This window comes from Chitinophaga sp. G7 BAM 1005, from assembly GCF_057126945.1.
The window spans coordinates 7,338,588-7,359,889 of the sequence record NZ_CP181478.1; the positions used below are offsets into that span (position 1 = coordinate 7,338,588).

Below are 21,302 nucleotides of genomic sequence, written 5' to 3' on the forward strand. Positions count from 1 at the left end.
GGAACGATGGGTTATGAGGAAAAGGATTTACGGAATTAACCTTTGGGATAAATGAGTACAGCACCCCCATTTTTATTAGTTAACTGACAATATCTTTCAAATCTAAATTGCTTATGAAAAGAGGACTACTCTTATGGTTGCTAGTGGCCATCAGTGTTGTGCAAGCCTATGCACAAACAAAATTAATCAGCGGCAAGGTTACGGATGCAAAAGACGGCTCCGGACTCCCTGGTGTATCTGTCGGAATTAAAGGTACAGGTAAAGGTTCCCTAACCTCCAACGATGGCTCTTACAAACTCGAAGCTCCCGCGGGTTCCGTGCTTGTTTTTTCTTTTATTGGTTATGCGTCTAAAGAAGTACCGGTTGGAGCCGAAGGCACTATCAATGTGGCACTTGGCGCCGACAATAAAGATCTTAGTGAGGTAGTAGTTACCGCGCTGGGTATTAAACGCGAAAAACGCACCCTGGGTTATACCACCCAGGAAGTAAAAGGGGATGATATCGTGCAATCCAAGGAAGTAAACTTCCTGAATGGTATGCAGGGTAAAATTGCCGGTGTACAAATTAATAACACTTCCGGTATTCCGGGTGGTGGTACCCGTATCGTTATCCGTGGTGCTGCTTCTTTAACCGGTAATAACCAGCCACTGTTTGTGGTGGATGGTAACCCGATCAACAATGATCAGATCGGAGCCGGTGATTCTGACGATGATCCGGTACTGGCGGGTGGTACTACACCTAACAGGGGTATCGACATTGACCCGAATATTATTGAATCAGTAAATATTCTCCGTGGCGCTTCTGCGACGGCATTGTATGGTTCCAGGGCAGCTGGCGGTGCTATCATTATTACTACTAAGACCGGCGCCGGGTTAAAAGGTAAAGCTTTCAGCCTGTCAGTAGGTTCCAGTGTGAATTTTGATAAAGTGGTGCTGCCTGAATTCCAGACTGGTTGGTCACAAGGTAACAACGGAGTATTCTGGGATGGAAGAACCAATCCTACTTCCCGTTCCTGGGGCGCTAAAATGGATACCTTAAAGGTAGACGGTAAACCTGCTGTTAAGTATGATCCTCGTGATGCGTTCTTTAAAACAGGTACCACCTGGGATAATAACATCAGCCTGAATGGATCTACAGATAAGTCAAATTACCTGATGTCTTTCTCTTCTTTAAGACAGGAAGGTGTGGCTCCCGGCACTGATTTTTATCGTAATTCCTTTTACGCAAATTTCTCTACCCGCCTTACTGATAAATTAACCGCAACTACCGGTATCAGCTATATAGATTCACGTAACGATCGTTTATTGGAAGGTAATGGTAGTGGTGGTACTTCCTACCTGGCTAACCTCTACAACGCGCCGGTAAGTTACAACCTGTTACCATATGAGAACCCGGTAGATAAGTCACAGAATATGTATAAGGTTAGTGCTAATAACCCATTCTGGACAGCCGCAAACACCGGACTTCAACTGAATGTATCCCGCTTCATCCCTAACTTCAGCCTGGTATATACTCCATTAAACTGGCTGACATTAACAGAAAGAATAGGCGCGGATATTTATACAGATGAACGTATATTTCACGAAGCAATTGGTTCATTTGGTACATTCCAGGATGGTCGTATGTACAATGAAATCATTAACAATAAACAGATCAACCATGATTTCTACGCTACCGCCCGGAAAGAATTTAATAAATTCGATCTGACAGTAATGGTTGGTAATAATATCATTTCTGAACACTATACCGACCAGTTTTCAAAAGGTATAGGGTTAGCTGTACCTGGTTTCTATGATATTACCAGTGCGGAGTCTGTAACATCTACCAAAACCTTCTACGACAGAAGAAGGGTGAGTGTTTACGGCCAGGCAATCCTGGAATACAACCGCATGCTATCATTAACTGTAACCGGTAGAAATGATTGGTCATCTTCCATGCCGGTTAAGAATAATTCCTACTTCTACCCTTCTGTTACCGGTGCATTTGTATTCTCTGAACTGGAAGGATTAAAAGACAGCAAAGTATTATCATTTGGTAAAGTAAGGGTGGCCTACACCGCCATTGGTAACGACGCACCTCCTTACAAGGTAGCAACGCCTTTCAAGAAAACCGTAGTGGGTGATGGTCTTCGTGGTTCACTGGAACTTCCTTTCAATGGTGTAAATGGTTTTTCCAAGAGCAACGTGTTGGGTAATCCTGAGCTGAAACCGGAAAAAATCAAAGAATTTGAAGTTGGGCTGGAAACAAAATGGTTAGATAACCGTATTGGGCTGGAAGCAAGTTATTATAACAAGGTTAGTACTGACCTGATATTCCAGACGGCCGTATCTGCTGGTTCTGGTTATACCCAGGCTGTAATCAATGCCGGTAAGATCACCAACAAAGGTTTGGAAGTAACTTTAAATGCTAACCCAATCAGGGGTAAAGATTTCAACTGGAATATTTCTGCTAACTACTCCAGGAACAAAGCCATGATCAACGAGCTGACAGAAGGTGTGACTTCTATCCAGATAGGTGGTTTCACTACTCCGGGTGTGTACCTGGTAGCCGGTCAGCCTTTTGGTACCATCAGAGGATCACGTTACATGAGAAACGACCAGGGTAAACTGCTGATCGATGATGATGGTTATCCTATGCAGGATGATGGAACATCTTTCGATATTGGTAATACCCAGCCAAGATGGATTGGTGGTGTAACCAACAGCGTATCTTATAAAGGTATCAACCTGTCGTTTACTTTCGACGGCCGTTTTGGTGGTCAGGTGATCAACTTTGATGAATACTACATGACCTTTTACGGTACCAGTGGTCTGACCAGCAGCCGCGACGGATCAATGGTGTATGACGGTGTAACCAGCGATGGTAAACAAAACACCAAATCCATTAAAACTGATCAGGCTTACTGGCAGGCATGGGGTGATACTTATGAAAACCTGATCCAGGATGCAACGTTTGTAAAGCTGAGAAATGTTACACTGGCCTATAATTTTAGTCCGAAGTTGTTAAAACGTACTCCATTTAAAGCTGCAGTATTTTCTGTTGCCGGTCGTAACCTGTGGATTTATACCCCACACTTTACCGGTTCAGATCCTGAATTGAGCACTTATGGAGCAGGTAGTAACTCCGGTGGTTTTTACCATTACGTTTCACCAAGCACCAGATCTTACAATGCAACTTTGAAGTTAACTTTCTAAACTGAGTAATGATGAACAAGAAGATAATTATATCCATTATAGCGGGAAGTGTAATGTTAGGGGGTTCAGGATGTAAAAAATTCCTGGATGTAAATAATGACCCGGCTGCAGCCACGAACGTAACTGATGCCTTGTTGGTGGGAGGCGCTGAATTAACCACTGCATTTAATATTGCGGGTGGTTATCCTGCCAGAACTGCCGCTTTCTGGACGCAGCAACTGGGTTATGATCAACCCGCACCAGAATGGGATACTTATAAGGTAACAGCTTCTGATGTAGATAATACCTGGGCTTTTGACTTGTATCCCCAGGTCCTGAATAACCTGAAGATCCTGCAGGACCAGGCTGCCACGGCAAGCCATCCGCATGCCGCTGGTATGGGAAAAGTATTAATGGCTTATAACATAGCTGTTGCTACCGACTTGTGGAATGCAGTACCTTATTCACAGGGCTTTACCGGCTTTGGAAATTTAAAGCCAAAGTATGATACGCAGGAAAGCATTTACACCAGCATTAATACTTTACTGGATGATGCCATCGCACTGCTGGCACAGGAAGATGCTTCCGGATCAGTTGGTGATAAAGATCTGATTTATGGTTCCGATCCTGAAAAATGGACTGCGTTTGCTTATTTACTGAAAGCACGTTTTGCGCTTCGTTTAACATATGCACCTGGTAAAGTAGCTGCCACCCAGGCACAAGCTGCCTTAACAGCATTGACAAAGGCTTTTCCTGATGCCAGTTTTAATCCTGGTGTGACCTTTGGTACCAAGTCCGGATCAGAAGCCCCCTGGAACCAGTTTACTGATAAATGGGGTAGCGTAGCGGTATCATCTACTTTCCTTACGTTATTGCAATCAACAAATGATCCCAGGTTACCAGTAATGGTAGATCCGGTTAAAAAAGGCACTGGTTACAGAGGCAGAATAATAGGCGATGATCAGATTAATATTGATTCACTTTCAGGCGTCGGTAAGTTTTTTGCTGCTGCTGATCAATCCGTATTTTTAGCTACTTACGACGAGCAACTGTTTATTAAAGCAGAAGCTACTTTCCTGACCGCGGGTTTTGCAGCTGCTCAACCTGTTCTGAAAAGTGCAGTGGAAGCGCATATGGAAAGATGCGGATTAAATCCGGCCAGCGCCGCGGTTCAAACTTATATTACTGCTAAATGCACACTCACTGCTGCCAACGCTTACGAGGTGATCATGACACAGAAATATATTTCTAATTACCTGTCTCTTGAATCATACAACGACTGGCGCAGAACTAATTTCCCTAAGCTCACTGTTGTGCAGAATGCATACCAGGGTATCACTACCATCCCACGCAGATGGGTGTATCCAGCTTCAGAGAATGAAACAAACGCACAGCCGGAACAACCAGGCAAACTTACCGATCGCGTTTGGTGGGATACCAAACAATAATCAGTATTTCATTTAACTAATAATAGAAAGCGGTTGTCTCTACAAAGAGACAATCGCTTTTTTTTATGCTGATCATCATCTACCTCTAGAATGTTATTTTTTACTTGAAATGTTTTTCTGTGATTACAGAAAACGGGATAACCCGTTTATGACAATCTGTGTAAAATTATCTGATTATTCAGTGGCGCGCCACTGCTGTACTCTTGTTCACTTGTTTTTATAATATTAGGATTGCTTATGTAGAATTGTACTTTGCAAAATTTGCAGCAAAGGCAATATTGTTATTTCGTTTAGTCTTTACTGTTATATATCAATAGCACTTATGCTAAATGGCCATGTTATGCCTGGACATGTCTGTATTACATTTATTTTTTCAAATCAAAATCGCTTATGAAGAAAGGATTGTTTCTCTGGTTATTTGCGGCTATTACTGCGCTGCGGGCGCTTGGCCAAACCAGGGTCATCACAGGTAAGGTGACAGACTCCAAAGATGGATCTAACCTTGCCTTAACCTATAATAACAAAAAAACTCACCGGTGTAATGCCGGTGAGTTTTTTTTATGTAGATGATTATATTATTTCAGCACTTCCTGCAGCTTCGCTTCCAGCGCAGGTCCTCTCAGGTTGGAGGCAATTACTTTTCCCTGCGGGTCCAGCAGGAAATTGGTTGGAATAGCATTAAGACCATACAAAGGCACTACGGAAGAATCCCAGAATTTGAGATCACTTACATGGCTCCATACCAGTCCGTCTGCTTTAATGGCTTCCTGCCATTTATCTTTTGTTTTATCCAGCGATACGCCGAGGATGGTAAAGTTTTTTCCTTTGTATTGCTGATAAGCTTTCACCACGTTCGGGTTTTCCTGGCGGCATGGACCGCACCAGCTGGCCCAGAAATCCACCAGTACAAATTTACCGCGGAAAGAACTGAGACTGATCATTTTGCCGGATGGATCGGGAAGGGTGAAGTCGGGAGCTACCTGGCCTACTTTTATAGCAGATGGTTCTTCTCCACCGGCTGCATCGCCGCCGGAGCCCTGATTCTTCTCCAGTTCCAGGATCTTATCTGTCATGCTTTTTACCAAAGTGTTTTTGGGAAAACGGGTAGCAAGATTGGTGATCACCTGTTTGTGTGCAACAATCTCTTCTCCGTTCCTCACCTGGCTGATCGCAAATACTGCGGTGGCCGGATTTTTTGTTTTATCTGCCATCAGGAAAAAGCCGTTTTCAAACTCTTTTTCTTTTTTCTGAAAGGCAGCTACTTTGGGTTGGAATGCACTGTCAGGCAACACGGCGTGGAGACTATCCAGGCTACGCATTTCTTCTGTGAGTGCGATAGACTGTTTGCTGATATCGCTCATAAACTGTTGCAGTTCGGCAGTTGGCTCAGAACCGCTGATCTTTACATCTTCCAGTTTATCTATATCTCCATCTATTTTCATATCGCCGGCATCGAGGGCAAGCAATATAAATTTGCCGTTTTCAAAACGTACGCGGTATAGTCCCTGTTCGGCTACCATTCCTTTCAGCGTGAATTTGCCACTGGCATCTTTTACATTGGTAGAATCCACCACTTTCACATTGTCCAGTGTAAGTTCTTCCAGTAATACAGAACCTAATGGTAGGTTGCTCAGGTGTCCTTCTATTTTAAATTCACCTTTTTCCGTTTGTCCGGCGCATCCTGCGAGGAAAGCGGCGGCGGAAATCCATAATAAGTATTTTTTCATGCTACTATTTTTTGAACATTCATCTGACGGATGCCACTCAATATAGGATAAATATTTCCAATGCTGCTTTAGCCTTTCAACTTCTCAGCCAGCAATTCGTTGGTGAGCCGCGGATCAGCCTTGCCTTTGGATAATTTCATTACCTCTCCCACGAACAGCGACATCAGCCCTTTTTTACCACTTTTAAAGGCTGCTACTTTATCCGGATATTTTGCCAGCACTTCATCAATAATGGGAGAAATGTTGTCGGCGTTGTTATCCTGTAATAAATTCAGGCGGGTAGCTATATCCATCGGATGATCTGCGGGCGCCTGGATCATTTCCGGCAGTATACGGGAAGAGGCGATGGAGAAGCTGACTTTTCCCGCATCTGTAAGCGTAATTAACGCTGCCAGTGCCTGTGGCGTTACCGGGAAATGATTGATTTCTGCCGAGTGCTCATTCAGCCAGGATTTAACGGGGCCCAGCATCCAGTTGGCAGCGGCTTTATATTGCGAGGTAACGGCAATTAAACTTTCGTAATAGTCTGCAGTGGATTTATCATCGCAGATAACACGCGCATCATATTCCGGCAGGCCAAAATCGGTGGTGTATTTACGGATGAGTTCTTCCGGCAGTGCAGGCAGTGTGGCCCGTACACTGTTGATGAATTCATCTGTTAGCTTGAATGGGGCCAGGTCTGGTTCCGGGAAGTAGCGGTAATCGTTAGCCTCTTCTTTGGAACGCAGGGAAAACGAGCTGCCGTTGGAAGCATCAAAGCTGCGTGTTTCCTGTACCAGGGCGCCACCGGCTTCTATGAGATCTATTTGTCTTTTTACTTCATTATCGATGGCCCGTTTTACGTTGCGGATAGAGTTCATGTTTTTTACCTCTACCTTCGTACCCAGGGTGGTGCTGCCTTTCAGGCGAACTGAAATATTGGCGTCGCAGCGCATGCTGCCTTCTTCCATATTACCATCGCATACGCCGAGGTAGCGCACCAGGCGCCGCATTTCGGTGAGATAGGCGTATGCTTCCTCACTGTTATGCATGTCTGGTTCGGTTACTATTTCCACGAGGGGAACGCCCGCGCGGTTTAAATCCACGTAGCTGTTGTCCGGATCCTGGTCGTGCAGGAGTTTACCCGCGTCTTCTTCCAGGTGGATGCGGTTCAGCTGTACATTGCGGGTGCCGGCATCTGTAATAATGGTAATATAGCCGCCTTTACAGATGGGAGCCGTATGTTGGGATATCTGGTATCCTTTTGGGAGATCCGGGTAGAAGTAATTCTTACGTGCAAAATAATTGTCCTTTTCAATCTCACAATGACAGGCAAGACCCAGTTTGATAGCATATTCGGCCGCTTTGCGGTTCATGCGGGGTAAAGTACCCGGATGTCCCATCGTAATGGGACTGATATGCGTATTTGGAGCGCCGCCAAAAGCGGCGCTGTCGCTGCAAAATAATTTACTTTCGGTAAGCAGCTGGGCGTGCACTTCCAGCCCGATCACTGTTTCATATTTGCTGTATATATCGCTCATTTTCCGTACTGATTCCCACAAATATATTCAAATAATACCGTGATTTCAGGCTATTTGGTGCCAATAAATCCCTAAATTGAGATACACATCAAAATTTCTTCCCTATGATCAGCAAGGCCCAGGCAAGTCAGCTTTATCAGGCGCAACAGGCTTATTTCGATTCCGGCGCCACACTTTCTTATTCCTTCCGTAAAACGCAGTTAAAGCGTTTGAAGAACGGGATTAAAAAGTTTGAAGATAAAATTACCGCTGCCCTGTATGCTGATCTGCACAAGCATCCGCTGGAGTCTTATGGCAGTGAGATAGGTTTTTTGTATGAAGAAATCAGTTATATCCTCCAAGGGTTGAAGCAGTGGATGGAGCCAGAGTTGGTTACCTCTCCTTTTGTTACCTATCCCAGCAGCAGCCGGGTATATAAGCAGCCGTTGGGGCTTACGCTCATTATTGGCCCCTGGAATTATCCTTTTATGTTGCTGCTCAGTCCTTTGCTGGGAGCTATTGCCGGTGGTAACTGCGCCATTATTAAACCGTCGGAGCTGGCGCCGCATACGGCGGTGGTAACCGCTGCACTGATAAAAGATACTTTTGATCCGGCCTATATTACGGTAGTAGAGGGCGATGGAACGGAAGTGATTCCTACCCTGATGAGCTTCCGGTTCGACCATGTGTTTTTCACAGGGAGTATCCCGGTGGGCAAGAAGATCCTGGAAATGGCGGTGCCGCATCTCACGCCGGTTACGCTGGAATTGGGTGGTAAATCGCCCTGCGTGGTAGACGAAAAAGTGAATGTAACGGTGGCGGCTAAACGAATTGTGTGGGGGAAATTCTGGAATGCGGGTCAAACCTGTGTGGCGCCGGATTACCTGCTGGTACACCATAAAGTGAAAGACGAACTGGTAGCCGCGCTGAAGGCGGCGATAACAGAATTTTTCGGGGAAGATCCCTCCCGTAGTGATGATTATGCCCGTATTATCAATGTCCGGCGATTTGATACGGTGGCCGGCTACCTGGGCGAAGGCCATATATTGCACGGCGGGGAAACAAACCGGGAACAGCTCTATATAGCCCCTACCCTGCTGGAAGATGTGGAATGGACGGACCCGGTGATGCAGGACGAAATATTTGGTCCTGTACTGCCCATACTAACTTACACCAGCCTGCCGCAGGCTATAGAGGCCATTAAGCAGTTGCCTTATCCGCTGGCGTTGTATGTTTTTACAAAGAGTAAGAAAACGGAGAAGGCACTGATAGAACAGGTGCGTTTTGGCGGAGGTTGTGTGAATAATGCGCTGGTACATCTCACCAATCCTGAATTACCCTTTGGTGGCGCGGGGTACAGCGGGATGGGAAAGTATCATGGCAAATACAGCTTTGATACTTTTACCCATCAGAAGGGAATACTGAAAACGGCTACCTGGCTGGATGTTCCAATGAAGTATCCGCCGTTTAAGAATAAACTGAAGATGATGAAGATGGTAATGAAATAGGCTTATATATCCGCCTTATTCAGTTTCACGGGCAACTTAATAATCAGCGTTTTATCGGCGCCATTCCGGCGGATTTTTGCCGGTGCGTCGCCTTTCACTTTGACCTGTGTTTCACGGTATGCTTTAGATAGCTCTGCTGCATTTTTAACCGGTATACCGGCAAGTTCCAGTACAATATCGTCTTTCTGGAAACCTGCTGCTGCAGCTGCAGAAGAAGGAGCCACCTCGATTACCTGTGCGCCTTCATTTTTTTCGGTATCCTGTACGCGGAGGCCTAGTTTTTCGTTGTTATCCCAGTTGTCGCCAAATCCCTGGAAACCGCGCGGCATAGGGAAAGAGAAGGATCTCGGTCCGTTCTTTGGCAGTGCAGATAAAGGCGGATGCATGGTCCAGCCGTTATCCATTTCTTTTCTTTCGTCGAGGGTAACAGCTACCTTGTTTGTTTTAGTATTACGTATGTACGTTACCGTTACTTTGTCTGCTGGTTTATGTTTACCGATTTCTTCAAATAATTCTGCCGGTTCATTGATCTTTTTATCATCTACAGAAGTAATGATATCGCCGGTTTTTATGCCTGCTTTATCAGCGGGAGTGCCTTTTGCCACTGACTTTACGGTTACGCCGCTGGCAGCCACTTTTTCAGTGATTACACCGAGGATAGCTTTGTTCATCACCGGCATTTCTATATCGTCGTCTTCATCGTTGTCATTAAACAAATCAAAGCTGCCTCCCTGTAAACTGTTGCTGTCAAACGTGAGGGCGTTGCCATCGCGCGGCGTGATCTTCCTGCGGAAAACGGTGAGGTCGGAGTTACTGTACCGGTCCAGTTTCTGGCCATTGATCAGCACATCGCCGTTTTTGATTTCCACGGTCACTTTACCGTCTTTGTTGCCTTTGTGTTTGATTACAATTTCATCAAACTCTCCCAGCTGATTTTTGGAAGTGTCTTTCGTTTGCGCAGATACCGCGCTCATGGTGAAGCAGGAAAAACCCGCTATAGTGAGGATTTGCAGTAACCTGGTCATAGTGTTTAGGTATTTTGTTGATTAAATTTAAACTAATGCGGCAAAATTAAAGGGTGGTTCAGGAAAGAAAAAGTTAAAATGTATGGTTTGGAGGCAAAAGAAGTACGCTACAAAGCGTATTTTTTCATTATTTGAAGGGGAAACCGCCCCTACTTCCCGGATGCCTCTCCAGTACTTCGGACTTGCGTATATCATGGATCATCCATGCACTATCTATACTGTTAGCATGCACTCCTCATGCACTCCTCATGCACTCCTCATGCACTATTAATGCACTGTTAATGCACTCCCCATGCACTATGTCCCAATATATGAATGGAATAAACTATATGAATGGAGTAAAAAAGAGAGGGCTGACCTAAAAGCCCAATAGACTTTTTGGTCAGCCCTCATCTTTTTTATGCTGTGAGCATTATTTTATGCGGTGAGTAGTTTCTTTACCGCAGCAATTACCTGATCCAGTTTGTCTGTTTCCTGTCCGCCTGCTGTGGCAAAGGTTTTCTGGCCACCGCCGCCGCCTTTGATCAGTGGAGCAATGTATTCTTTGATGATCTTTGGCGCTTCCCATCCTTTGGATGCCACCAGTTTCTCATCTATACTGAGCGCCACGCTGGCTTTCCCGCCAACATTGGCAACAAACAGCAGTACATGATCCGGGATCTCATTTTTCAGCTGGAAAGAAAGTTGTTTCAGTCCTTCCGCGTTGCCTACATTCACTACCTGGCCCAGGAAGTTAACACCGTTGATGTTTTCCGCCTGGTGGCGTATTACTGCTGCCAGCGCCCGTACCTTTTCCAGCTCCAGTGTTTCCAGTTGTTTTTCCAGGGAAGATTTATCCTGGATCAGTGTTTCTATGGACTTCACCAGTTCTTTCGGATTTTTCAGGGCGGCCTTAATTTCTTTCAGCCGCTGCAATTGCTCGTTAACGAAGGCTTCTGCTTTAGCGCCTGTTACGGCTTCCACGCGGCGTACGCCGGCGGCCACTGCTCCTTCTGAAACAAATTTAAACTGGCCTAATTCGCCGGTTGAGCTGACATGTGTGCCGCCGCAAAGTTCCACACTATATACCGGGTCTATGATCACCACGCGTACAGTGTCGCCGTATTTCTCGCCAAAGAGGGCCATAGCACCCAGTTTCAGGGCTTCTTCCTTTGGAAGTTCACGGATCACCACCGGTATGTTTTCGCGGATCTTTTCGTTTACAATGGCTTCTATCTGCGCCAGTTCCTCGTCGGTTACTTTGGCGAAGTGGGAGAAGTCGAAACGCAGGGCATCTGCATTTACCAATGAACCTTTCTGTGCCACGTGTGTGCCCAATACCTGCCGCAGTGCCGCGTGCAGTAAGTGGGTGGCCGAGTGATGGCGCTCTGTATTATGGCGCTTATCCTTGGCTATGGCGGCTTTTACAGGCGCATCCGGTTGTGCAGGCAGTTTATCTGCAAAATGTATGGTGAGATTATTCTCTTTTTTGGTGTCGGTTACATGAATTACTTCATCGCCGAAGTGCAGGGTACCGGTATCTCCTACCTGTCCGCCGCTTTCAGCGTAGAAAGGCGTTTGGCCCAGTACCAGCTGGAACTGCTCTTTACCTTTTGCTTTCACGGTGCGGTACTTCAGCAGTTTGGTGGTGCTTTCCAGTTGTTCGTAACCTACGAAAACGGAATTGGGTGTTTCATCGAGTATTACCCAATCGCCCATATCCAGTTCTGTGGCGGCGCGCGAGCGGTCTTTCTGTTCCTTCATGGCAGCATCAAAGCCTTTTTCATCTACAGAAAAGCCATTTTCTGAGGCTATCAGGCTGGTGAGGTCATAAGGAAAACCGTAGGTATCATACAGTTCAAAAGCTGTTTTTCCGTCTACTGCTTTGGTGGCAGCGTGTTGGATAAAATCTTCGATCCGGCGGATACCACTTTCCAGGGTGCGCAGGAAGTTGTTTTCTTCTTCAAATACTACTTTCTTCACAAAATCCATCTGCTGTTGCAGTTCAGGGAATACATGCGAAAACTGCGCCGCCAGTACGGGTACCAGGTCGTGCAGCAAGGGTTTTTTCACATCGAGGAAAGAGAAATAGTAACGTACCGCCCTGCGGAGAATACGACGGATCACATAACCGGCGCCGGTATTGGATGGCAGCTGTCCATCGGCGATGGTAAAGGAAATTGCGCGGATGTGATCGGCGATTACGCGGAAGGCTACATCTTTTTTATCATCCGTGCCGGCGTATTTTTTACCGGTAAGTCCTTCTGTGGTGTGAATGGTGCCCATGAAAAGATCCGTATCATAGTTGGAGGTTTTATCCTGCAATACTCTCACCAGGCGTTCCAGTCCCATACCTGTATCTACGTGTTGGGCAGGCAGTGGCTCCAGGGATTTATCTTTCAGGCGGTTGAACTGCATGAATACGTTGTTCCATATTTCTATCACCTGTGGGTGGTCGGCATTCACGAGGGTTTTACCGTCAACCAATTCTTTTTCTGCTGCAGGTCTGCAGTCTACATGGATTTCCGAGCATGGACCGCATGGACCGGTGTCCCCCATCTCCCAGAAATTATCTTTTTTATTACCCAGCAGGATACGGTCTTCTGCGATATGTTCTTTCCAGAAGTCGTATGCTTCCTGGTCTTTTGGCAGGTTTTCTTTTTCATCTCCCTGGAAAACAGTCACGTAGAGCTTGTCTTTAGGGATTTTGTATACTTCTGTGAGTAGTTCCCAGCTCCAGGCGATGGCTTCTTTTTTAAAGTAGTCGCCAAAGCTCCAGTTACCGAGCATTTCAAACATGGTATGGTGGTAAGTATCAATACCTACTTCTTCCAGGTCGTTGTGCTTGCCGCTTACCCGCAGGCACTTTTGCGTATCCACCACCCTTTTGTTGGGAGGCACCCTGTTGCCCAGGAAGTAATCCTTGAACTGGTTCATACCCGCGTTGGTGAACATCAGGGTGGGATCGTTTTTAATAACGATGGGGGCAGATGGGACAATCTGGTGCCCTTTTGACGCAAAAAAGTCCAGGAATTGCTGTCTTATTTCGGATGCTGTCATAAATATTGATACAAATTAATATGTATTTTATATCTTATAAGGCGTAACCGATTGGGGGCTTGTAGTTGTATTTCAAGCCCTTATGAAGTAGTTAGAAAATTGACAATCAAAAGGTTGATGTTTTAATCTAATTACAGTAGGTTTGTGCGCCTTATTTTCCCGCCGTGTTAAAGGGAGTGCAAAAATATCGAAACCTGTATGATTATGCAAAACAGGTTGTGTTTACCCGGCAAAAATAGTTAAGTGGGAAAAGAAATGCCAACGATACCCATCCATAAGTTTGTACCTCGTGAAATAAATCGGCTGTCATAGCGTTCACTGCACTATGGCGCATAAAGTACACCCTGGTGCATGAAGAAGGTTAAATATTTTTATAATACCCAAACATTAAAATACGAGAAGCTCGTGGTTTCTCTGCGGGTAAAAATCCTGAGAATACTGGGGTTTGTGTCTGCAGCTATCGTGACCGGGGCTATTTTTCTTTCTGTGGCATACCGGCTGGTAGACTCTCCAAAAGAGAAATCGCTTCGCCGCGACCTGGAAGGCATGAAAGAAAAATATGATGCGTTGCAGGGCCGGATGCGGGAAGTAAAGGGAAAACTGGCCGAGCTGGAAGACCGTGACAATGAAATTTACCGGGTTATATTTGAAGCCTCTCCTATCCCGGACAGTACCCGTATGGGTAAAGTTAAGCGGGACGAAGAAGCCGCCCAGCTGCAATCCTTTGCCAGCAGCGAGATTATCGCCTCCACCTCCGTACTCCTGAAAGAACTCAATAACCGCGTAAAAGCACAGGAAACATCTTACAACGAAATTGATAAGATGGTGAAGAACAAACAGCAGATGCTGGCCTCCATCCCCGCCATCCAGCCGGTTTCCAATAAAGATCTTAAACATATTGCCTCCGGCTTCGGGTACCGGATCGATCCTATTTATAAAACCATGAAATACCATGCTGGACTCGACTTTGCGGCGCCCAGCGGCACGCCTATCTATGCCACCGGCGACGGTGTTATCGAGGAGGCCAGCCTGAGTGATGTGGGTTACGGCAACCACGTGATAGTACGACATGGATATGGTTATAAAACCCTCTACGGCCACATGCTCCGCATGAAAGTAAAGGCCGGACAGGCAGTGAAACGCGGCGATGTATTGGGTTGGGTAGGCAGCACCGGTAAATCCACCGGACCGCACTGCCATTACGAAGTCATTAAAAACGGGGATAAGGTGGACCCGGTGTATTTCTTCTTTAATGATCTTACCCCGGAACAGTTTGACCGGATGCTCAAAATGGCCAGGTCAGGAAACCAGTCGTTTGACTAAAGTTATTAGCTTTTAGCTAGTTGCGGGCTTTCAGTAAGTTGTCTAAACCCAAAAAATGAGGTCTGAATGTTACAAGCTACAAGCTAAAAGCTTAACTTCATCTTTGTAAAAGATATTTGTCACCTCGTTTTTTACTACGATGCACCAGCTAGACCTTTTTTCGACATCTGGAGTACCGCATCCCACAGAAGCTGCGGTTACAAGACCAGTTAAAGTAAAAGTAAAGGCCAGCAGCAAGAAAGCTGCCGTAGCAACCACCATACCTGGGAAAAAACGGGGGCGTAAATCATTGAAAGAGTTATCGGAGGACCCGGATCTGATTATGGAATTGGATAAATTGGTATTAGATAAACAGTATTATTCGATCAGTGAGGTTGCAGCCATGTTTAAGGTGAATACGTCGCTGATACGTTATTGGGAAAATGAGTTTGATATACTGCAACCCAAAAAGAACCGGAAGGGCGACCGCCTTTTCCGGCAGGAAGATATTCACCACCTTAAATTAATCTACCATTTACTGCGGGAAAGAAAATATACGATAGAAGGCGCCAAGCAAAAACTGAAAGAAGATCATAAGCTGGCGGCCCGTAATTTTGAAATGGTACAGGCTTTGCTAAAGGTACGTGGTTTCTTAACGGAACTGAAAGATCAATTATAAAAACAACATTATGCGATTGAAAACATTACTACTGGGTGGTGGCCTGTTAGTCTCATCCCTGGCATGGGCACAGAACGAAACAGTACTGAAGGGCAAGATAGATATGAAAACACTGATGAATGACACCTCCGCAACGTGGTTCTACAAAGGTGTAAACAGCTACCAGCCTAACGACAATATGCTGAACTATATTAAAACCAACCGCGCCAACTTCAACATGGTAGTGGTAATGGGTACCTGGGACAATACCAGCCGGGAGGTAGTACCAGCGTTATATAAAGTAATGATCACCGGCGGCAGCCCTGACGAACAGATTGTAATGTTTGCCGCAGATAAAAAACTGCAAACAGATGCACCGGTAGATTATAAAGTAAAGAAATTACCTACTATCATCGTATTCAAGGATGGTAAAGAAGAAGGCCGTATCGTAGGCGCACCAAAAGAGTCAATTGAGGCCGATATTTCCCGCATCCTGCTGAGCAGCACAAAGAAGGAGAAGGAATAGATTGATCGCCTTCGGCGATGTTAAATTGTCTTGGAGCAGGATTACGCAGATTAAACTGATTTTTCTGATTTGATCAGGTTTTGATTTAATGATTAATAATAATTAAGGGAGATAAAAGCGAATATGTCCGCTTATATCTCCCTTAATCATTTATAAAAATCAATACATAATTAAATCAGAAAAATCAGTTTAATCTGCGTAATCCTGCTCCAAGACAATTTAACATCGCCGAAGGCGATCCCTCCGCTCTACTCCGCCCGCAGGTCGCTCAGCGTAACGGTTGTAGAGGTAGTAGGCAACTTGAGTCCACGCGCCTCCATCAGCTTAATCACACCAAGATTCACTGTTTCCCTTAATGCGTTATACTGGGCGCCGTCAATAATATACGTGTTAAAAATGATCTGGATCACGTAAGTGTCTTTGGTGAAGTCATTCAGGTTTACCGTAGGGTTTTCCAGTACATTAGAGTTGTTGTTCAGCATTTGCCGTACATCCTGTAAAAACAGCAGTAGGGTGTCTGCCGGTGTATCTGTTCCCAGTTCCAGCTTTAAAGCTACCCGCTGCTGGGTACGCAGGGAAAGATTATCCAGGATACTGTCCACCATTTTTTTGTTGGGAACCGTAACGAAAGTCTTTTCCAGTGTACGGATACGCGTACTGCGCAAACCAATTTTTTCTACAGTACCCTGCCAGGAATCCACCTTAACGCTGTCGCCTACACGGAATGGTTTATCAAAGAAGATAATAAAGGAGCCGATCAGGTTTTCTATACTTTCCTTCGCTGCCAATGCAAGGGCCGCCGCACCTATTCCCAAACCGGCGATGATCTTTTCTACCAGCCCCGGTCCGAAAAGGATGCGGATAAAGGCAATGGCGCCCATGATAAATATAATGGCCTTGAAAAAATCCCGGAAAAAAATAATGAACTGGTTATCGGTTTTATCTTCTGTGAGATCTGCTTTCTTTTCCAGTACCAGGGCGATGAAATCGATCAGCCGCAGCATGATCCAGATAATACTCATACTCAACGCCAGGCTCAGTAAGGTATTGGTAACATTATGCAGCGTCGCCTTGTTATAAACATGGACATTAAGCACCTGCGGAAATGTAAAGCGGTCGATGGTGAGCATGAAGGTGACTAACAGGAAAAAATATTCCAGGGGCCGCAGCAACAGGCTGATAAAATCTTTTTCTTCAATTTGCGGCGACCAGTGTCTTACCAGGCGGAACAGGATAGTGGCCAGTCCTTTTGAAATATACCGTTTGATAATAAATACAAACAATAAAACGCCGATCAATATCAGGTAATCCTGTACGGGGTTGTCTAAAATTACTTTGTTTAAAAACGCGTTCATAAGTTATAGCTAAATAATTCTGCTGCTTTCCTGGTTAATCAATATTACACCTGGCTTACTGCCGGTGTTAAAACTGCCATAGGTGTCCTGTATGCCCAGGGCCATTGCGCCGTTAAATGTAGCCCATTGCAATATTTCTTCCAACGGAATCTCCGGGAAATGTGAGCGGACGGTTTTTATTTCCTCCCAGATGGACAGGTGGTGATTGGAAGCGAGGCTGTCGGTACCCAGCGTGATGTTGCATTGCTGTTGCCGGAATTGTTGAATATCCGGTAAACGGTTTTCGATGTACAGGTTCGCCTGCGGACAAAGGCACCACCAGGTTTCCACTGGTTGCTGTTGTGCAAAACGGATATCAGCTTCGGAGGTAAAGGTGTTATGTACCAGCAGGATTTTATTCCGGGAGAAATAAGGCAGATAAGCTTCCAGGCTGTTGGTACCGGTAGGTTGGAAGCCACTGATATCCATGCCGAAGTGCTGGTAAAAAGAAAGGAACGCCCCTGTTTTTTGTTGATACAATTCATTTTCTGCGGGTGTTTCCTGGTTGTGGATGGATACCGGTGCGTTATCCGGGGTACCGGCCAGCAGTCCGAACAGGGCGTTGCTAACCGAATACGGAGCGTGTGGCACAATAGAACAGGTATGGTGGGAGCCATTGATTTCCCGGAACGACGTCAGTACGTTCATACTATACTGGTAGCGGCTATCGGCGCCTGCGGGCGCCACGCCCATGCATTCCACAAAGGTATGGTAATACATCCTGCCCTGTTGTTTCTTTACGAGGGTGGCGGTGCTGTTGCAGATATCGCCTACAGCGGAGATGCCGCTTTCCCACATTTCCTGTTCGGCCTTGTCCATAATCGCGTTATAGTCGCCGGTGGTTTGATTCCTGGACTGCATCACCTGGGTAAGGAATGCAGGCAGGCCGGTTTTTTCCGGAATTACCCCTTTCATGTGGGATAATTCCAGGTGACAATGGGTATTTACAAATCCCGGGCATAGTATTCCATCCAGTTCCCTGACATCGCCGCCGGCGTCAGATTCGGCTACAATGCCCGTCACTACGCCATCTTCAGTAAGTGTCAATACTTTTCCGGGTCCCAGCAGATGCGTACCGTTAAATATATCTTTTCCCTTTAATTTGATCTGTTTCAATTACCTGCTGTTTAATTAAGTTAATGGTGTTAATTTTGCAACCCGATTGGCAGTATCATTTCCGGTTGGAAAGGGTACTCAAAAGTCAAATATAATTATGATAGACAAACTGGAAGCTATAAAAGGTCGTTTCGAGCAGGTATCGATGGCGCTTACCAACCCGGCGGTTGTTAGTGATAACAAGAAGTTTGGTCAGCTCAGCAAGGAATACCGGCAGTTGGAAAAGATCGTGAAGGCATATGATGCCTACCGTAAATTGCTGGACAATATTGCATTTAACAAAGAAGTGTTGGACAGTGGCGATGATGAAATGCGTGAACTGGCCAAAGCCGAAACGGAAGAATTGCAGGAGCAGAAAACTGCCCTGGAAGCAGAGATCCGCAACCTGCTGATACCAAAAGATCCCCAGGATGAAAAGAATGCCATCCTTGAAATCCGCGCCGGTACCGGTGGCGACGAGGCGAGTCTTTTTGCGGGAGACCTCTTCCGTATGTATCTCCGTTTTTGTGAGCTCAAAGGCTGGACAACCAGTTTGCTGAGTGAAAATGCAGGATCTGCGGGTGGTTATAAGGAAATAGTGATGGAAGTAAACGGTGATGATGTATATGGTACCCTGAAATTTGAATCGGGCGTACACCGGGTACAGCGTGTGCCGGCCACAGAGGCTTCCGGACGTGTGCATACTTCGGCGGCTACCGTAGCGGTGTTGCCGGAAGCGGAAGAAGTGGATGTGGATGTAAGAGAGGCTGATATTAAAATGGATACTTTCCGTTCCTCTGGTGCGGGGGGGCAGCACGTAAATAAAACTGAGTCGGCTGTAAGGTTAACGCATATCCCTACCGGTGTGGTAGTAGAGTGCCAGGAAGGACGCAGTCAGCACTCTAACCGTGAAATTGCGATGAAGATGCTACGTACCCGCATATACGAAGCAGCGGTGCGTAAGCATGAAGATGCCATTGCTTCCCAGCGTAAAAGCCTTGTATCTACCGGCGACAGGTCCGCTAAAATACGTACCTACAACTACCCGCAGGGGCGTGTAACAGACCACCGTATTGGTATGACCGTATACAATATGGACGCTTTTATGAATGGAGATATTAAAGATATGATAGACGCCCTCCAGTTCGCAGAAAACGCGGAGAAGCTGAAGCAGGGCAGTTAATAATTATCGGTTTCAGATTTGTGGAAAGTAACGGCTATCCCCTTGCTGTTATCTTTCCACAAATTTTCAGCAGGTTAATTTCGTAATCACACAAAATATCCTACATTTAGTCAGCGGTCACAAGCCGTAGCGCTAAAGGAAAACCTTTTTCTCCCCCTAAATCATCATCAAATGTTAGAGCAATTAATGGACCTCGTCCGCGAAAATGCCCAGGGTACTGTGGTGAACAACCCTGCTATTCCTAATGAACAGAATGAAGCCGTAATTGGTGCTGCCACTTCTTCCATTGCAACGGGGTTGCAACAGGAACTGGCCAGTGGTAACACAGAAGGAGTGCTGTCTTTACTGGGTGGCGCCGGTAGTGATACCTCTGCCGCTAATCCTGTGGTAGGAAATATCTCCAACAACTTTATCGGAACACTCCTGGAGAAATTCAACCTGGATAAAGGTACAGCCACGCAACTGGCGGCCACCCTGATCCCAACAGTATTAGGCTCCCTGGTAAATAAAACAAAAGACCCTAACAATAGCAGCTTCAGCCTGGATGGTATCCTGAACTCACTTACCGGCGGCTCTGCACAGGGACTTAACCTGAACGGTATATTGGGCGGGCTTTCCGGCGGCCTCGATAAAAACGGCGACGGACAGGTTAACCTGGATGATTTAAAGAGCCTGTTATCAAACGGCGCCCAGCAGCAGCAACAGCAACAACAGGCTGGCGACGCCGGCGGTATCGGCGGATTATTAAAAAATCTGCTTGGGTAATCTTTTTCGCCACTTCGATTGTTGTATAGTCGTACACGTTACCTTTGCATGCGCAATTATTGTTATGTGATTTATGCCTGCAGTTTTTTTATTGCCTGTTTATTTCTACTGATCAATATGTTGTGCACGCTAAATCAAGTTGGCAAACTATTTGCTTACAAGTTTTTCAATTAGTTTTGTCAATGGAATTAATGCAAAAAAACCTTCATGTCTAAATTTATTATGATGAAAAAAATCAATGTTCTGGTAGCTTTGGTCTTGTCAGCAACCATGTTGTTCAGTTGTAAAACCTGGCAGAGCATGGACAATACTAAAAAAGGTGCTGCAATTGGTGTTGGTGGCGGAGCTGCCGCTGGCGCTGTAATTGGTAAAGTAGCCGGTAATACCGCATTAGGAGCTATTATTGGTGCTGCATTGGGTGGCGCCGGTGGTGCTTTGATTGGTAAAAAAATGGATAAACAGGCACAGGAAATAAAAACAGAAGTACCAAATGCGACCGTAGAACGTGTGGGTGAAGGTATCAACGTAACATTTGATGCAGGTGTATTATTTGGTTTTGATAAATCTAATTTGTCTACTGTAGCCCAGGACAATATCAAGCAACTGGCTGTTATCCTGAACAAGTATCCTGACACCTATGTACGTGTGGAAGGTCATACCGACGATAAGGGTACAGATGAGTACAACATGGGTTTATCTGAAAGAAGAACCAAGAGTGTGATGGCTTATCTGGAAGCACAGGGTATTGCCAAGAGCCGTATCCAGGGATTCTGGTATGGTGAATCACAACCTAAAGTGCCAAATGATTCAGACGCTAACCGCGCTACCAATCGCCGTTGTGAGTTCTCTATCTTCGCAAATGATAAGATGAAAAATGATGCGAAGAAAGAAGCTGGTCAACAGTAATAAAAATATTAAGAACACTTATTTCTCATAAGCAGATATACATTCCCCCCTGGT

General features: G+C 45.7%; 15 protein-coding genes. 9 read left to right on the forward strand and 6 right to left on the reverse strand.

Annotated features, from left to right (window positions below):
* The first annotated feature begins 113 nt into the window (after positions 1-113).
* A complete protein-coding gene (locus ACMXI2_RS29740; protein WP_483779490.1) occupies positions 114-3,194 on the forward strand; it encodes a SusC/RagA family TonB-linked outer membrane protein in 3,081 nt (1,026 codons plus the stop codon).
* Positions 3,195-3,205: 11 nt separating this feature from the next.
* Positions 3,206-4,621 (forward strand): SusD/RagB family nutrient-binding outer membrane lipoprotein, encoded by a 1,416-nt coding sequence (locus tag ACMXI2_RS29745; RefSeq protein ID WP_483779491.1) that lies wholly within the window; start codon positions 3,206-3,208, stop codon positions 4,619-4,621.
* Positions 4,622-5,196: 575 nt separating this feature from the next.
* Here the strand turns inward: ACMXI2_RS29745 and ACMXI2_RS29750 are convergent.
* Complete coding sequence (locus ACMXI2_RS29750; protein WP_483779492.1) at positions 5,197-6,348, reverse strand: redoxin domain-containing protein; 1,152 nt, start codon at positions 6,346-6,348, stop codon at positions 5,197-5,199.
* A gap of 68 nt (positions 6,349-6,416) precedes the next feature.
* Positions 6,417-7,868 carry an Asp-tRNA(Asn)/Glu-tRNA(Gln) amidotransferase subunit GatB gene (gene gatB / locus ACMXI2_RS29755; RefSeq protein WP_483779493.1) on the reverse strand — a complete coding sequence of 484 codons (1,452 nt, stop codon included), beginning with the start codon at positions 7,866-7,868 and terminating at the stop codon, positions 6,417-6,419.
* A 104-nt stretch (positions 7,869-7,972) separates the two neighbouring features.
* Between gatB and ACMXI2_RS29760 the strand changes: the two genes are divergently transcribed.
* The gene (locus tag ACMXI2_RS29760; RefSeq protein WP_483779494.1) at positions 7,973-9,355 is read left to right on the forward strand and encodes an aldehyde dehydrogenase; all 1,383 of its coding nucleotides are present in this window, start codon (positions 7,973-7,975) and stop codon (positions 9,353-9,355) included.
* Positions 9,356-9,357: 2 nt separating this feature from the next.
* On the opposite strand, the gene ACMXI2_RS29765 is transcribed toward ACMXI2_RS29760, so the two are convergent.
* Positions 9,358-10,380: a PDZ domain-containing protein gene (locus tag ACMXI2_RS29765; protein WP_483779495.1), complete on the reverse strand. Its 1,023-nt coding sequence runs from the start codon at positions 10,378-10,380 to the stop codon at positions 9,358-9,360.
* Positions 10,381-10,797: 417 nt separating this feature from the next.
* On the reverse strand, positions 10,798-13,419 hold the full coding sequence (alaS, locus tag ACMXI2_RS29770; RefSeq protein WP_483779496.1) for an alanine--tRNA ligase: 2,622 nt from the start codon (positions 13,417-13,419) through the stop codon (positions 10,798-10,800).
* Positions 13,420-13,770: 351 nt separating this feature from the next.
* Here alaS and ACMXI2_RS29775 point away from each other — a divergent pair, with 351 nt between their 5' ends.
* The 3 genes from ACMXI2_RS29775 (at position 13,771) to ACMXI2_RS29785 (ending at position 15,905) form a co-directional block, all read left to right on the forward strand.
* Positions 13,771-14,742 (forward strand): M23 family metallopeptidase, encoded by a 972-nt coding sequence (locus ACMXI2_RS29775; RefSeq protein ID WP_483779497.1) that lies wholly within the window; start codon positions 13,771-13,773, stop codon positions 14,740-14,742.
* Positions 14,743-14,881: 139 nt separating this feature from the next.
* Entirely contained in the window at positions 14,882-15,400 is a 519-nt protein-coding gene (locus ACMXI2_RS29780) for a MerR family transcriptional regulator (protein WP_483779498.1), read from the forward strand.
* Between the two features lie 10 nt (positions 15,401-15,410).
* On the forward strand, positions 15,411-15,905 hold the full coding sequence (locus ACMXI2_RS29785) for a thioredoxin domain-containing protein (RefSeq protein ID WP_483779499.1): 495 nt from the start codon (positions 15,411-15,413) through the stop codon (positions 15,903-15,905).
* A gap of 248 nt (positions 15,906-16,153) precedes the next feature.
* Here the strand turns inward: ACMXI2_RS29785 and ACMXI2_RS29790 are convergent, their stop codons facing one another.
* Together ACMXI2_RS29790 and ACMXI2_RS29795 are read right to left on the reverse strand one after the other, a co-directional pair.
* Positions 16,154-17,260 carry a mechanosensitive ion channel family protein gene (locus tag ACMXI2_RS29790; protein ID WP_483779500.1) on the reverse strand — a complete coding sequence of 369 codons (1,107 nt, stop codon included), beginning with the start codon at positions 17,258-17,260 and terminating at the stop codon, positions 16,154-16,156.
* A gap of 9 nt (positions 17,261-17,269) precedes the next feature.
* On the reverse strand, positions 17,270-18,415 hold the full coding sequence (locus ACMXI2_RS29795; RefSeq protein WP_483779501.1) for an amidohydrolase family protein: 1,146 nt from the start codon (positions 18,413-18,415) through the stop codon (positions 17,270-17,272).
* 97 nt (positions 18,416-18,512) lie between these two features.
* Here ACMXI2_RS29795 and prfA point away from each other — a divergent pair, with 97 nt between their 5' ends.
* The 3 genes from prfA (at position 18,513) to ACMXI2_RS29810 (ending at position 21,248) form a co-directional block, all read left to right on the forward strand.
* Entirely contained in the window at positions 18,513-19,577 is a 1,065-nt protein-coding gene (gene prfA / locus ACMXI2_RS29800; RefSeq protein WP_079469866.1) for a peptide chain release factor 1, read from the forward strand.
* 171 nt (positions 19,578-19,748) lie between these two features.
* A complete protein-coding gene (locus ACMXI2_RS29805) occupies positions 19,749-20,342 on the forward strand; it encodes a hypothetical protein (protein WP_483779502.1) in 594 nt (197 codons plus the stop codon).
* Positions 20,343-20,567: 225 nt separating this feature from the next.
* A complete protein-coding gene (locus ACMXI2_RS29810) occupies positions 20,568-21,248 on the forward strand; it encodes a YiaD family glycine zipper/OmpA-like lipoprotein (protein ID WP_483782423.1) in 681 nt (226 codons plus the stop codon).
* Positions 21,249-21,302 lie beyond the last annotated feature (54 nt).

Coding starts and splice junctions, on each gene's coding strand:
- ACMXI2_RS29785 (WP_483779499.1), top strand. CDS start 15,411: ATGCGATTGAAAACATTACTACTGGGTGGTGGCCTGTTAGTCTCATCC.
- ACMXI2_RS29775 (WP_483779497.1), top strand. CDS start 13,771: ATGAAGAAGGTTAAATATTTTTATAATACCCAAACATTAAAATACGAG.
- ACMXI2_RS29740 (WP_483779490.1), top strand. CDS start 114: ATGAAAAGAGGACTACTCTTATGGTTGCTAGTGGCCATCAGTGTTGTG.
- prfA (WP_079469866.1), top strand. CDS start 18,513: ATGATAGACAAACTGGAAGCTATAAAAGGTCGTTTCGAGCAGGTATCG.
- ACMXI2_RS29760 (WP_483779494.1), top strand. CDS start 7,973: ATGATCAGCAAGGCCCAGGCAAGTCAGCTTTATCAGGCGCAACAGGCT.
- ACMXI2_RS29750 (WP_483779492.1), bottom strand. CDS start 6,348: ATGAAAAAATACTTATTATGGATTTCCGCCGCCGCTTTCCTCGCAGGA.
- alaS (WP_483779496.1), bottom strand. CDS start 13,419: ATGACAGCATCCGAAATAAGACAGCAATTCCTGGACTTTTTTGCGTCA.
- ACMXI2_RS29780 (WP_483779498.1), top strand. CDS start 14,882: ATGCACCAGCTAGACCTTTTTTCGACATCTGGAGTACCGCATCCCACA.
- ACMXI2_RS29745 (WP_483779491.1), top strand. CDS start 3,206: ATGAACAAGAAGATAATTATATCCATTATAGCGGGAAGTGTAATGTTA.
- gatB (WP_483779493.1), bottom strand. CDS start 7,868: ATGAGCGATATATACAGCAAATATGAAACAGTGATCGGGCTGGAAGTG.
- ACMXI2_RS29810 (WP_483782423.1), top strand. CDS start 20,568: ATGAAAAAAATCAATGTTCTGGTAGCTTTGGTCTTGTCAGCAACCATG.
- ACMXI2_RS29765 (WP_483779495.1), bottom strand. CDS start 10,380: ATGACCAGGTTACTGCAAATCCTCACTATAGCGGGTTTTTCCTGCTTC.
- ACMXI2_RS29790 (WP_483779500.1), bottom strand. CDS start 17,260: ATGAACGCGTTTTTAAACAAAGTAATTTTAGACAACCCCGTACAGGAT.
- ACMXI2_RS29805 (WP_483779502.1), top strand. CDS start 19,749: ATGTTAGAGCAATTAATGGACCTCGTCCGCGAAAATGCCCAGGGTACT.